Source organism: Methanofollis sp., from assembly GCF_028702905.1.
Lineage (GTDB): Archaea > Halobacteriota > Methanomicrobia > Methanomicrobiales > Methanofollaceae > Methanofollis.
In genome coordinates this window covers 1-12,184 of the sequence record NZ_JAQVNX010000065.1, presented here as the reverse complement: position 1 = coordinate 12,184, position 12,184 = coordinate 1, and the positions used below count along the sequence as shown (strand labels likewise).

General features: G+C 61.0%; 12 protein-coding genes and 2 pseudogenes. 10 read left to right on the top strand and 4 right to left on the bottom strand.

The window, feature by feature from the left end:
* Together PHP59_RS08555 and PHP59_RS08550 are read right to left on the bottom strand one after the other, a co-directional pair.
* Window positions 1-2,271: pseudogene (locus tag PHP59_RS08555) on the bottom strand (hypothetical protein); the annotation flags it as partial.
* A 101-nt stretch (window positions 2,272-2,372) separates the two neighbouring features.
* Window positions 2,373-2,861, bottom strand: coding sequence for a hypothetical protein (locus PHP59_RS08550; protein ID WP_300166024.1), 489 nt, complete (start codon window positions 2,859-2,861; stop codon window positions 2,373-2,375).
* 162 nt (window positions 2,862-3,023) lie between these two features.
* Between PHP59_RS08550 and PHP59_RS08545 the strand changes: the two genes are divergently transcribed.
* Entirely contained in the window at window positions 3,024-4,517 is a 1,494-nt protein-coding gene (locus tag PHP59_RS08545; RefSeq protein WP_300166022.1) for an MFS transporter, read from the top strand.
* Window positions 4,518-4,669: 152 nt separating this feature from the next.
* Entirely contained in the window at window positions 4,670-6,967 is a 2,298-nt protein-coding gene (locus PHP59_RS08540) for a PAS domain S-box protein (protein ID WP_300166020.1), read from the top strand.
* Window positions 6,968-6,988: 21 nt separating this feature from the next.
* On the opposite strand, the gene PHP59_RS08535 is transcribed toward PHP59_RS08540, so the two are convergent.
* Complete coding sequence (locus PHP59_RS08535) at window positions 6,989-7,288, bottom strand: hypothetical protein (protein WP_300166018.1); 300 nt, start codon at window positions 7,286-7,288, stop codon at window positions 6,989-6,991.
* Between the two features lie 165 nt (window positions 7,289-7,453).
* On the opposite strand from PHP59_RS08535, the gene PHP59_RS08530 reads away from it, so the two are divergent.
* From PHP59_RS08530 to PHP59_RS08495, 8 genes and pseudogenes are all read left to right on the top strand, one after another.
* Entirely contained in the window at window positions 7,454-7,834 is a 381-nt protein-coding gene (locus PHP59_RS08530; RefSeq protein WP_300166016.1) for a hypothetical protein, read from the top strand.
* A gap of 10 nt (window positions 7,835-7,844) precedes the next feature.
* Window positions 7,845-8,237 carry a hypothetical protein gene (locus tag PHP59_RS08525; RefSeq protein WP_300166014.1) on the top strand — a complete coding sequence of 131 codons (393 nt, stop codon included), beginning with the start codon at window positions 7,845-7,847 and terminating at the stop codon, window positions 8,235-8,237.
* Complete coding sequence (locus PHP59_RS08520) at window positions 8,234-8,620, top strand: hypothetical protein (RefSeq protein WP_300166011.1); 387 nt, start codon at window positions 8,234-8,236, stop codon at window positions 8,618-8,620. Before PHP59_RS08525 ends, PHP59_RS08520 begins: the two co-directional genes overlap by 4 nt.
* Window positions 8,617-9,024, top strand: a complete 408-nt coding sequence (locus tag PHP59_RS08515) for a hypothetical protein (protein ID WP_300166009.1) — start codon at window positions 8,617-8,619, stop codon at window positions 9,022-9,024. Before PHP59_RS08520 ends, PHP59_RS08515 begins: the two co-directional genes overlap by 4 nt.
* A gap of 30 nt (window positions 9,025-9,054) precedes the next feature.
* Window positions 9,055-9,984 (top strand): ABC transporter ATP-binding protein, encoded by a 930-nt coding sequence (locus PHP59_RS08510; RefSeq protein ID WP_300166007.1) that lies wholly within the window; start codon window positions 9,055-9,057, stop codon window positions 9,982-9,984.
* Window positions 9,981-10,676 carry an ABC transporter permease subunit gene (locus PHP59_RS08505; RefSeq protein ID WP_300166005.1) on the top strand — a complete coding sequence of 232 codons (696 nt, stop codon included), beginning with the start codon at window positions 9,981-9,983 and terminating at the stop codon, window positions 10,674-10,676. Before PHP59_RS08510 ends, PHP59_RS08505 begins: the two co-directional genes overlap by 4 nt.
* Before the next feature lie 6 nt (window positions 10,677-10,682).
* Window positions 10,683-10,892, top strand: a complete 210-nt coding sequence (locus PHP59_RS08500; RefSeq protein ID WP_300166003.1) for a helix-turn-helix transcriptional regulator — start codon at window positions 10,683-10,685, stop codon at window positions 10,890-10,892.
* Window positions 10,889-11,536, top strand: a pseudogene (locus tag PHP59_RS08495) (DNA alkylation repair protein). The gene PHP59_RS08500 and the pseudogene PHP59_RS08495 overlap by 4 nt, the downstream one beginning before the upstream one ends.
* Before the next feature lie 92 nt (window positions 11,537-11,628).
* On the opposite strand, the gene PHP59_RS08490 reads toward PHP59_RS08495, so the two are convergent.
* The coding region (locus PHP59_RS08490; protein WP_300166001.1) for an ROK family protein at window positions 11,629-12,184 on the bottom strand (556 nt) is incomplete at its 5' end.

The window sequence follows — 12,184 nt, the reverse complement described above, 5'->3', positions numbered from 1 at the left end:
TATACCATTGTCAAGGGCGTTCACCGCCTCCGTGGTGGTGAGGGAGCCGAGGTCGATCAGGTTCCCCGTTGCGTCCCTGATCTGGTACGGCTTTCCCTCCTCTGGGGCCGGGCAGACGTTGAAGACACCATCCATCATCGGGTGCTGGACGATGACCCAGACCTCCCCGGAGAGGGCGGCGGTATGCCCGGCGCCCAGCACATACGCGTAGGTGCCGTCGTCCCGGACCGGCACAGACACACCCGGGATCCGGCAGCCGTCCCCGAGGATCCAGACGCAGACGCTCTCCGGTCTACCCGCTGCCGTGCCGGAGACCGTGAGGGCCTCGCCGGTCAGGAGAAATGTGCGATTGAAGGAAGAGGAGACATAGGGCTGTTGGAAGGTCAGGGTCGTCGTGGCATTTCTCACCCCTTCGAGGTGGTTGCGGTCCACATAGCACCCGCCGAGGTCGCGGTCCGTGGCTGCGGCATAGATTGTGTAGGTGCCCGCGGGAAGAGTGCCCCGCAGGGCGGCGGTGTCCCATCTGTACTCCCAGGTGCCGTCGGCCGCCGCCTCGCGGACGACATAGTTCCCGGATGGTGCGGCGGCGCTGACATTGTCGAGCGCTACACCGTCGCCAAGGCTTCCGCCGGCAAGGAAAAGATAGACCCTGTCATTTCCGGTGTTGATGCCGGAGAGGAACACCTCCTCACCCAGGAAGAAGGTGCCCGTCCCCTCCGCCCCGACCGTGATCCCGTCCTCGTCGACCATGAAAGAGGTCTCGGCATGAATGTCGTCCGATCCGGACCCGTCGATGGCGGACAGGAGGGAAGCGACAGCCTCAGAGGGCAAAAGCGTACCGAGGTCGATCAGGTTCCCCGTTGCGTCCCTGATCTGGTACGGCTTCCCCTCACCGGGTGCGGGACACACATTGAAAAGGCGATCATACATCGGGTGCTGGATGACGACGAAGTACTGCCCGTCCATGAGCCCCACGGTTTCGGCGCCGTCCAGGACATACTCGAAGGAGCCATCGTCGCCGACGGGCGTGACAACGCCAAGGACAGGGTTTTCCGGGCCGAGGATCCAGATCGCAACTTTATCGGGGTCGCCCTCTGCGTAACCGGTCACCCGGAGATCGTCGCCGCCGGCGATCTCGGAAGTGATGGGGTCGAGGACGAGCACAGGTTCCTTCAGGACGGTCGAAAACGTGCTGTACCTGACGCCGGAAAGGTGGGATTTGTCGACATTGAATCCCGAATCGTCCGTGCTGGCGCTGGCCGCATAGACTGTATAGGTCGTATGAAAGCCGGGGTCAGGGGGGGTGGCGGCCAGAGCGGCGGTGTCCCATCTGTACTCCCAGGTGTCGTCATACTTGACATCGCACTCGACATACTGGCCGTTTGCAGCGTAGGCAGAGATGTTGTCAAGCTTGACACCATTCTGGTCGCCGAGGTTCAGGCCGGTGACAAAGAGATAGGTCGTGTCGCTGGCGGTGTTGGTGCCCGATATCCTGACCTCTTCTCCGAGGTAGTAGACGCCTGCACCCTCGGCGGTGATGGTGACCTCGCCTTCCTCGACGCTCACCGCCACCTCGGCGGAGCGGGAGGGATCGGCCGGGTCCGCGGCGACGATGGTGAATGTCCGTGCATCGGTGGTGCCGTTGGTGCAGATCTCGACCGTGCGGATGCCGCTTCTGTTGGTCGTCACGATCGCCCCTGTGCTGGCCACATCTGCAAATCCGTCGCCGGCGATATTTTTGATCTCATTCTGGGCCTCCGGCGTCGTGTTCACGGACGGTTGACCCACCTTGATGAAGGGGTACCGGTCGGCAGGGACACCCGCGTCCCTGAGATACAGGTAATAGTCAGCCCCCGGATTTCCGGTGATCGTCACGGCGAACGCGTGTCTCTTGCCGACACTCGCCTTGTTGGATGTCAGGGCGAGAGTCGGACTGTCGATCGGGTCGGCAGCGACGGTTGCGAGAGTGTCCGTCCCCTCAATCTCCATGACAGAGATGCGACACCCCGAGAGGGTGCCGTTGGCAAAGAGTGCAAAGTAAGTGCCATATGTGCCCCCGAGGTCGACTGCCGTAAGGTCGAGGGCCGATGCGTCAGAGACCGGGATCACGAAGATCCGTTCCCCTGTCGGGTCGTCTCCGGCAAACATCACGAGTTCTCCGCCGCTGTCGAGGAGGCCCGAGAGATCGAGGCCCTGTTCATCATCGAAGATGGTACCGCCGTCTTCGACTTCCCTTGCCGACGCCGGGATGGCCATCAGAGCCACAGTCATCAGGAAAGCGGCAAGTAACACCAATTTTTTCGAATCCATCGTCATTACCGTCCTTAATCTTCAGGAACTCTCTACTCTCTGGAGAGGGCCGGGGTCACACCTCAAACCCGGTCAGGATAGTGGATTTCCATGAAAACCACAGAATAACCAATAATGATGGCCGGATTGATCATCAGAATATTATTAGGCACCAATAATCTCTTCAGACGTATTATATAATACTTTTTTTTTGGTTTACATTCGGGATAAGTAAACTTTGATGCACCAACACGCCATAATATCAGAGAATATTTTTCATGGCCATATAACCGATAAAAGTCGTTAAAATAGGATCCCCCAGACCACACCTCGACCGTTAGCCCGGTCAGCCTGACATCTCCCGATACCTCTTCTCCCCGCTCATAATCGTCGGGAAAATCGTTCAGATATGCGAGGGCGGTCCTCCCGGCCATGAGGATGTCGTCGCCGACCACGCCCGTCTCCGGCCCCTGTGTCCCCTGTCCGGGCCCCACCCCTACCCCGGCCAGGAAAGGTTCCACATCACAGACTGACCCCTCTATCACTGACCCTATGCGGGCCTGATTCTCCATATATGTCAGAATATACAGTATTTTGTCCGGGGCGCCCCGACACCATCCGATATAAAGCCATCTGATCCCTTCACAACGCTTTCATAGCGCGGTACAGACCCTTCACGTACACTGGGGGAACGTGACGGGATGCCAGATCTGAGTCCAACCGAGAATATGAGCATGGACGAGCGGAGGCGCGGCCTCCGCCTCGTCCTCCAGGAGGGGATGGTCACCCAGGCGATGGTCACCCTCACCGGCGGGATCTTCCTCGTCGCCTTCGCCCTCCAGCTCGGGGCATCGAACACGATCATCGGGCTTCTCGCCGCCATTCCACCCCTCGCAGAACTCTTCCAGATGCCGTCGGTCTACCTGGTGACGCGGATCAAGAACCGCCGGCGCCTCACGGTCACGGCCTCCTTCCTGGCAAGATCTTTCTGGATCGTCATCGCCGCCATCCCCTTCGTCGTCCCGCCGCCGGCAGCGGTCTGGACACTTGTCGGGGCGATGTGCTGCTACTCCATCCTCTCCGGCATCTCGCACTGCGCATGGAACTCATGGATCCACGACCTCCTGCCGCAGACCGAGATCGGGGACTTCTTCTCCAAGCGGATGCGCCTCTCGACCATCCTCGCCATCATCCTCTCCCTGGCCGCCGCCTTCTTCATCGACTTCTGGAAGACGGAAACAGGAGGGGAACTCACCGCCTACTCCGTCCTCTTCTTCGGCGGCTACCTGGCCGGGATGTTCGGCGTCTACATCCTCTCCAGGACCCCCGAACCCCTGATCCAGGAGGAAGAGGTCCCGAAACTCCGCACGATCCTGAAGGAACCGGCCTCCGACAGGAACTTCCGGAACCTTCTCACCTTCCTTGGCTCCTGGAACTTCGCCATCAACCTGGCCGCCCCATTCTTCACCGTCTATATGCTCCAGAGACTTGGCATGAACATCGGGTGGGTGATCGCCCTCGCCGTCCTCAGCCAGATCGCGTCGGTCGCCTCATTCAAGGTGTGGGGGCATACCGCCGACCACCTCAGCCACAAGTCCGTCCTCCAGATCAGCGGCCCGATCTTCATGATCGCGATCCTGGCCTGGACTTTCACCACCCTCCCGGAGCCGTACTTCCTCACCATCCCCCTCCTCATCGTCATCCATATCCTCACCGGCATCTCGACGGCCGGGGTCACCCTCTCCACCAACTACATCGGCCTCAAACTCGCCCCCCAGGGTCATGCCACCTCGTACATCGCCGCCGCGAGCATCACCAACTACCTTGCCGCAGGAGTCGCCCCCATCGTCGGCGGGCTCTTTGCTGATTTTTTCGCCGCACGGGAGGCCTCCCTCACCCTCACCTGGACAGACCCGGCAGGCACGATCGTCCTGAACACCCTCGACTTCCAGCACTGGGACTTCTTCTTCTTCTTCGCCTTCATCATCGGCCTGTATTCCCTTCACAGGCTCTCTGCTGTTCATGAAGAAGGGGAGGTGAAGGAGCGGATCGTCATCCACGAACTCCTCTCCGAGGTGCGGCGGGAGATGCGCAACCTCTCGACCGCGGGAGGGCTGCGGACGATGATCAGGCTGCCTGTCGCCAGAATACTCAAGTCTCAGGAGAAAAAAGAGAGGGGAGAGGCGTATGATCTGGAGAGCAAGATTTCAGGCGTTCCGGAAGAGTGATTTGCCGGGCCTGTTCGGAAGACACGACCATAGTTAGCAAATTATATAATAATTCTCATTTCCGGGTCGATTGAAAAATCAAATATTATATATAGTAATTAAGAGCATTCACGGTATACCCGCAACCCCATTCCCGCGGACGAGATGAAAGCATGCCCGGCCAGAGGGAAAAATCCCTACAAACATCTCCTGCCTCCGCCCCAGCGTACGGCACCTGCAAAAGGGTCCATGACCAGAACAGAGGAGAAGAAAAAGACCCGGACAGACACTACCCCAACCGTGCGAACCCGGAAAGCCCCCTCATGTCCGTCACCGGGACGGAGAACCTACACACCTTTCTTCGGTCGGCCCTGAAGTCGACCCTCAGCACGCTGGACTTCTCAATTGGATGGGTTTACCTCATCAATGGAGAGGAGAGAACGGTCAGGATGATCTGCAGTTCCGGCATCCCGGCGATAGGGCTCAGTGATGTCGAAGAGATCGAAATCGACAGCCCATTTTATACTGCCGTAGTCAGCGAAGGAAGGCCGATCTTCACCACGGACTGCGTCAGGCCATGCCCGGAAAAGGTCCAAACACTCGGGTTCGCTTCCCTTGCCAGCATCCCCCTTTGCACAGGGGACCGGGTGATCGGGGCACTCAATCTGGCCAGCACACAAAGGCATGAATTCACGCCGGAAGAGCGCTCAGCCCTCATAACCATTGGAAAGGTGGTGGGCAGCATCATCAGGGATATGGCCGTGGAAAACATCTCCCCCGATCTCGCCGGACGCGGACCTGACAGTGAGCCGCCAGAACACACAAGTTCTGTCGGAAAATACAGGCACAACCAGGCGATACCCATCATTCGATCAGGGTGCGGCGCTGCAGGGCGAAGCGACCAGGGTGAAACCACCGCCCCGACATGCCGGACACCGAGAGACGCCGCGGAAATGGCACTGAAAAGGAGAGAACAGATACTGGAAGCGGTCAACTATGCCGCGGAAAGGTTCCTGGGCGCTTCTGCATGGGAAGACGAGATACCGGGCGTGCTCAGGCGGCTTGGCGAGGCAACCGGAGCAAGCAGGGTCTATGTATTCAAGAACACAGTCGACCAGGCCACCGGCGATGTCCTGATGAACCAGTGGCAGGAGTGGACAGGAGAGAGGACGTCGCGGCAGATCGAAAACCCTGCCCTGCAGGCGTTGCCATATCGCACCGAGGCCCCGCGCTGGCAGGAGGTCCTCTCTGCCGGAGGGGTCGTCGCCGGACCTGTCCGCACCTTCCCCGCAATCGAACGTGCATATCTTGAGCCGCAGGGGATCCTCTCCCTTGTGGCGGCGCCGATCTTTGTGGAGAGGCAATGGTGGGGATTCATCGGCATGGACTACTGCACCGAAGAAAACCTCTGGTCGCCTGCAGAACTGGATGCAATCCCTGCAGTGGGACGGCTTATCGGGGCGGCTATCCAGAGAACGAGAGCAGAGGAGATATACCGCAAGCCTGTCGAGAAATCTCTTGCAGGAGTCTTTGTGGTCCAGGACGATATCCTGAAACGGGCCAACCCACGCTTCTGCGAGATCTTCGGTTTTAGAGGAGAAGAACTCATTGAAAATATCAGGCTCAGTTCTCTCCTCTCCCTGCAGGGCAGGGAGGCGTGGATCCTCCTGATGAAGGATCCGGACGCATCCGTCCATGCAGAACTCCCGGGAAAGACAAAAGTAGGGTGTCCTATCATCGTCGAGGTCTTCTGCTCGTCCCATCTCTACGAGGGGAAGCCGGCAGTGGTCGGCACCCTCATCGACATCACCGCACGGAAACAGGCAGAATACACCCTGGCAAAGAGCGAGGAAAAGTACAGGGAATTCTTCAAAAATGTGACAGACGCCATCATCGTCACCGAGATACCGACACCGGAGAGAGAGGTCAGGATCCTTGAGGCAAACGACGCCGCCGTCGCGATGCTCGGGCATCCCTACGATGAACTGCTCAGAATGCCCCTGGAGAGCATTGTTGACGCCGACATAGGGGAGCGTGTCGGCGAAATTACCCGGGCCCTCCTCTCCACCAACCATAACAGGTTTGAGGGGACGTTCCGCAACAAGGATGGACGGGCTGTTCCCGTCGAGGTCAACCTCCACCTCTTCACCCAGGACGGCCAGGACGTCGTTCTCTCCATCGCACGGGAGATCACTGAGAGGAAGAGAATGGAGGAGGAGGCGCGGGAGGCCTATCAACAGATCGAAAAGAACATGGGGCAGTTCGCCGTCCTGAACGACGAGATCAGGAACCCTCTCCAGGGGATCATCGGATTTGCCGCACTTGAGGACTCGCTGCTATCCCCGAAGATCATCGAACTCGCGCGCGAGATCGACAGGATCGTCTCCGAACTCGACCGGGGATGGATCGAGTCGGACAAGGTGAGAGACGTGCTCAAAAGGCAATACGGCCTCTTCGATGAGGAGACGTGACGGTGAAAGGGGGCGGGAGTCTCACTCCCGGATCTCCATCTCGATCCCGCCGATCCATCCTGCGGTGAGATTGTAGAGCCAGGCAAAGAGACCGCCGAAGACGAAGCCGAGGACACCGTAGAAGACGGCGATGAGGAGCGCCATGATCAGGATGGCGGCCCCCCCGAACCCGGCCGTGGCCATGCCGGCACCGGCGGGTGCGGCCAGGTTGAGAAGGGAGAGGAGGGCGACGAAGAGGCCGGCGATCAGCCCGATGATGAGGTAGAGTATGCCGGAGACCTTTGCAACCGAGAAGACACCGAGATGTTTGATTTCTGCCATGGGGAGAGATGATGTCGACGTTCGGATAATAATATCGGCCTTTCTTTCCCCCCCTGGAGAGAAAGAAAGGGATAGGGCCTGATCCCCTCACGTCCGGACCGCACAGAGAGTGAGCGCAGTTAACTTTATCTAACACAAAGTGCGATATTTCTCACAGACACCTGCATGAAGACACGATACCTCCTCCAGATATGTGCCGGCACCCTGGTGGCCGCGGCCGGCATCGCCCTCACAATCGCCAGCACGGACACCGTCCTCTCCTCGGCCCTCGTCGCGTTCGGCACGGTGATGGTCACCCTCGGCATTTTCAGGCACCGCCGCTTCGGCGACAGGATCGAGTCGGACGAGATGACGGAGAGCATCGGCACAAAGGCCGCGGCGAGGTCATGGTTCGTCACCCTCCTCTTCCTCTGCGCCCTCTTCTGGGTCGACGAACTGAGTCTCATCCCCCTCGATATCAGGGGCGCCATTCTTGCGACGGTCCTTGTCATGACCCTCTCGGTGACGATCTTCTCCTGGCACCTCGCACGGGCCGCGGAGACCTGAGGTGATGGAGATGAAGAACAGAACGCGCTATCTCCTCTGGACCGCCTTCGGCGTCCTCCTTCTCCTCCTCGGGATCGCCGGGGTGGTCACAGGCAGGGAGGACGAGACCGTGACAGGCATGTTCATCACCTCCGGGATCATCGTCCTCCTCTTTGCCGGCACACGAGCAATGCGGGGGGAAAAGGGGCCTGAACAGGACGAGAGGACGAGGAAGATCGGGGCCTACGGGATCACGTACGCCTGGTTCCTCACCCTCGTGTACCTCTTCGCCCTCTTCTGGCTGGAGAACACAGGCGTGCTCGCCCTCTCGTCGACGGACGTGATGCTCTCCTCCATCCTGCTTACGACGATCTCCGCGACGGTCTTCCAGTGGTGGCTCTTCAGGAAGGGGGACGTGGAATGAAAAAATCCAGCATTCTCATTCTCTTCGGCGGGATCATCCTGGCAGCCGGACTCCTGATCCTCGGAACCTGGCAGGGGTCGGAGAAGTCGTGGCCGTCCATGCTGATGATCCTCGTCACCGGCGCAGGATTTCTGGCGGCAGGGCTCTTCTGGAAACAGAAAAAGTGCGACGAACCCGACCAGGACGAGAGGACCGAAAAGATCACCAGCCTGGGATTCAGGTACTCCTGGTACTGCACCTTTGCAGGCATGCTCGTCCTTGCATATATCACGCCTTTCATCCCGCTCAATCCCGGACTGAATCTCTACATCGCCGTACTCTGGATGGTGGCAACTGCCATTCTCTTCCAGGGATATTATTCCCTGCGGGGGGATATCGAATGACCCTCACGCGAAAGAGTTTCATCGTCAGTCTCGCCGGCCTCCTCGTGGCATGGCTCGGCCTCACCCTGGTCTGGCTCGGCGTCGTCGACGAGACGAGCCCGGTCACCCTGGTCCTGGTCATCGGCGGCATGATCGGGATCTTCCTCCCGGCCCTGCGAGAGACGTACAGGGACGAGATGGCCAGGTTCCCGGCAGAGGTCGTCAGGAGGGCATGGTACGCCGGGGTTGCCACGGGAGCGGTGACGGTCGCCATCTTCGTCGCCCTCGGCGAGGCAACGGCAGGCGACCCGAAGCTGCACACCCTCTTCTCCCTCCCTGTCGCGGCGATCGCCGGGGTCCTCGTCCTTATGGTGACGGAAAAGGGCGTGCTCAGGATCTCCCGGGGAAAGAATGGATCGCAATGACTGAAGACACCATCATAAAAGGAGCAATACATGAGCATCATTGACGTAAAAAATCTTAAAAAGACCTTCAACGAGAGGGAGGTCCTGAAAGGGATCACCTTCTCCGTGGAGAAAGGGGAGGTCTTCGGCTTCCTCGGCCCGAACGGCGCCGGGAAGACGACGACCATGCGGTGCATCCTCGGCCTCCTGCGCCCGACAGAGGGGGAGGCACGTGTCTTCGGCGAGTCCCTCGCCGTGAACGACGGGACACGCAGGCGCGTGGGGGTGCTCCTCGACAAAAACGGGGTTTCCGACAGCCTCAGCGCCCGGGAGAACCTGGAGTACTATGCACGCCTGTACGGCGTCCCTGACCCTGAGGGGCGGGCGACGGAGATCCTGGAGTTCACCGGGCTTACAGAGAGACAGGACAGTCTTGTCGGCACCTTCTCGACAGGCATGAAGCGGAAACTCGGCCTCGGGCGGGCGATCCTCCACGACCCCGAGGTGCTCTTCCTTGACGAACCCTCGGCGGGCCTCGACCCTGAGGCGCAGAGGATGGTCAGGGACCTGATCCTTGACCTCTCCCGGAAGGAAGGGATGACAGTCTTTGTCAACTCCCACAACCTGGACGAGGTCCAGCGGGTCTGCTCGAAGGTCGCCATCCTCCACCAGGGGACGGTGAGGGCCTTCGACACCGTCGAGCACCTGAGGGGCGGCAGGGAAGGGACGCACCTCCGGGTCGTCCTCTCGGACGCCGCCTCGACGGAGAGGGCCGTCGCGACCCTCGGCACGGTGCCGGGAATCGGCGGTCTCTCCCGTGAGGGGGAGGCAGTCAGCGCCACCTTCGTCGGGGAGAGCGCCGCGGAGGTCGTCCGCACGCTTGTCGGCGCCGGGTGCGGCATCGAGGAGGTCACGCGGGAACGCCGATCCCTGGAGGAGATCTATCTTGCCGCAGTGCGGCAGGCGGAGGGGTCGGCATGAACGGCATCTTCACCGTCGCAAGAAAGGAGGCGGGCCAGATCCTCAGGTCGCGCCAGCTCCTGATCTCGGCCGTCATCGTCACCCTCGTCTTCTCCGCGACCGCAATCCCGGCCGTGCTCGCCACCGGCGGCTATGCCGCCCTCGACCGCGTCGGCTTCATGCTCCTCGTCGTGATCGGGATCTTCATCGGCTACATCTTCTCGGGACAGGCCTTCCTGCGGGAGAAGACTGAAGGGACGATCGAAACACTTCTCTGCTCGCCCCTCCCGCTCAGGGACATCTGGCTCGGCAAGGTGATCGGCGTCACCCTCCCGGCCTACGCCCTCACCCTCGGCGGGGCGGCTGTCATCGTCGCCGGGACATCGGCCCTCACAGGAGCGCCGGCCCTCCCGTCAGCCCCCATGATCATCCACCTCCTCGTCGTCGTCCCGGCCTTCATCGCCGTGACCGTCGGCATGCTCGGGCTTGTCCAGCTCCTCCTCGGGATGCGGGAGAACCAGATCATCAACATGGCCGTGGTCTTCCTGGTCATCTTCTTCTTCTCGGCCTCGGCCGGGCTGATGGGGGCCGGGTTCCAGGCGACCTGGACGGTGGAGGGGGTGCTTCTTGCCGTCGCACTCCTCCTCCTCCTCGCCCTCAGGGGGGCGACCAGGTTCCTCGACCGCGAGCGGATCGTGACCACCATCCCGTGAGGCACGATGCAGACGAAAATGCGCGAATACCGGGCAAAGACCGGGCTCACCCAGGAGGAACTCGCCGCACGGGTCGGCGTCAGGAGAGAGACGATCGTCTTCCTGGAGAAGGGGAAGTACAACCCCTCCCTCAGGCTCGCCTGGCGGGTCGCCCGCGAACTCGGGGCCGGGATCGAGGAGGTCTTCCTCTTCGGCGAGGAGGACCTGGAGAAATGAAGAGAGATGACGTGCTCGCCCGCCTTGCCGCCCTCGCGGATCCTGAATACCTGAAGGGCATGGAGAAGTTTGCCCTCCCGGCCGAAAGGACCCTCGGCGTCCCGCTGCCGGCACTCAGGCAGCTTGCCCGCGAGATAGGGACAGACCACGTCCTCGCTCGGGCCCTCTGGGAGGAGGGGTTCCGGGAGGCGCGGATACTCGCCACCCTCGTCGACGATCCCGCGGGGGTGACGGGCGAGCAGATGGAGGCATGGGCGCGAGAATTCAATAACTGGGAGATCTGCGACCAGTGCTGCCAGAACCTCTTTGCGGCCAGCCCCCATGCCTAGAAAAAGGCAGAGGAGTGGGCGATACGGGAGGAGGAGTTCGTGAAAAGGGCCGGCTTCGTGCTGATCGCAAAGCTCGCGAGGAACAGGAAGAGTGCGAAAGACGACTGTTTTTTTCGATTTTTCCCCCTGATCCGGGCAGAGGCTCATGATAGGAGGAACTTCGTCAAAAAAGCCGTAAGCTGGGCCCTGCGTGAGATAGGGAAGCGGAACGAGAGATGCAGAGAGGCCGCCGTCGCGCTCGCAAAAGACCTCATAGCGTCAGAGAGCCTGACCGCCCGCTGGATCGGCAGGGACACCCTGCAGGACCTCAGATAAAAAATGTAAACGCGGATCCACTGCCTTCCGTCTCCTGCCTGCGGGGTGCCCCTATAGAATGTCTATTCTGGAGTGCCGAACCTGAAAAAATATCAAAAGATCCCGAGCGCGTACGCCGCCGCACCGAGGAGGGGCGCCCTGCCCCCGAGGGGGCTGACCGCAAGCCGCGGCAGGGGGAGGTAGCGGTCGAGGTGCGGGAGCATGTGCCTGATCAGGAGGGCGCCGTGGTGCTGCGCCAGCGGGCCGTCGAGCACGACCACCCCGGGCTCGTAGGCGACGACGATGTCGGAGAGGGCGCGGGCGTTGACCCTGCCGAGGGCGTCCATGAAGGAGAGGGCGAGGGGATCGCCTCTCTCCGCGGCACCGAGGATGCCGGCGCTCGTCGCGGCGTCGAAGGACGGCACAACTTCCTGCTCATCCACCCAGGCCGAAAAGAAACGGGGCATCCCAGTCCCCGAGGCATAGGCCTCCCAGTGGCCGGGATAGCCGCAGCCGCAGACGCATCCATATTCTGCGTCCACGAAGAGGTGGCCGACCTCCCCCGCGTTCCCCGACTGCCCGAGGAGCAGGCGGCCGTTCACCACCGCCCCACCGCCGATCCCTGTGGAGAGGGTGACATAGACCAGGTTCTCGACACCCCGCCCGGCC

What these genes read in the sequence shown, in the direction of transcription:
- PHP59_RS08520 (WP_300166011.1), top strand. Translation starts at nt 8,234, where the DNA reads ATGAAAAAATCCAGCATTCTCATTCTCTTCGGCGGGATCATCCTGGCA.
- PHP59_RS08500 (WP_300166003.1), top strand. Translation starts at nt 10,683, where the DNA reads ATGCAGACGAAAATGCGCGAATACCGGGCAAAGACCGGGCTCACCCAG.
- PHP59_RS08545 (WP_300166022.1), top strand. Translation starts at nt 3,024, where the DNA reads ATGGACGAGCGGAGGCGCGGCCTCCGCCTCGTCCTCCAGGAGGGGATG.
- PHP59_RS08510 (WP_300166007.1), top strand. Translation starts at nt 9,055, where the DNA reads ATGAGCATCATTGACGTAAAAAATCTTAAAAAGACCTTCAACGAGAGG.
- PHP59_RS08535 (WP_300166018.1), bottom strand. Translation starts at nt 7,288, where the DNA reads ATGGCAGAAATCAAACATCTCGGTGTCTTCTCGGTTGCAAAGGTCTCC.
- PHP59_RS08550 (WP_300166024.1), bottom strand. Translation starts at nt 2,861, where the DNA reads ATGGAGAATCAGGCCCGCATAGGGTCAGTGATAGAGGGGTCAGTCTGT.
- PHP59_RS08505 (WP_300166005.1), top strand. Translation starts at nt 9,981, where the DNA reads ATGAACGGCATCTTCACCGTCGCAAGAAAGGAGGCGGGCCAGATCCTC.
- PHP59_RS08515 (WP_300166009.1), top strand. Translation starts at nt 8,617, where the DNA reads ATGACCCTCACGCGAAAGAGTTTCATCGTCAGTCTCGCCGGCCTCCTC.
- PHP59_RS08525 (WP_300166014.1), top strand. Translation starts at nt 7,845, where the DNA reads ATGAAGAACAGAACGCGCTATCTCCTCTGGACCGCCTTCGGCGTCCTC.
- PHP59_RS08530 (WP_300166016.1), top strand. Translation starts at nt 7,454, where the DNA reads ATGAAGACACGATACCTCCTCCAGATATGTGCCGGCACCCTGGTGGCC.
- PHP59_RS08540 (WP_300166020.1), top strand. Translation starts at nt 4,670, where the DNA reads ATGCCCGGCCAGAGGGAAAAATCCCTACAAACATCTCCTGCCTCCGCC.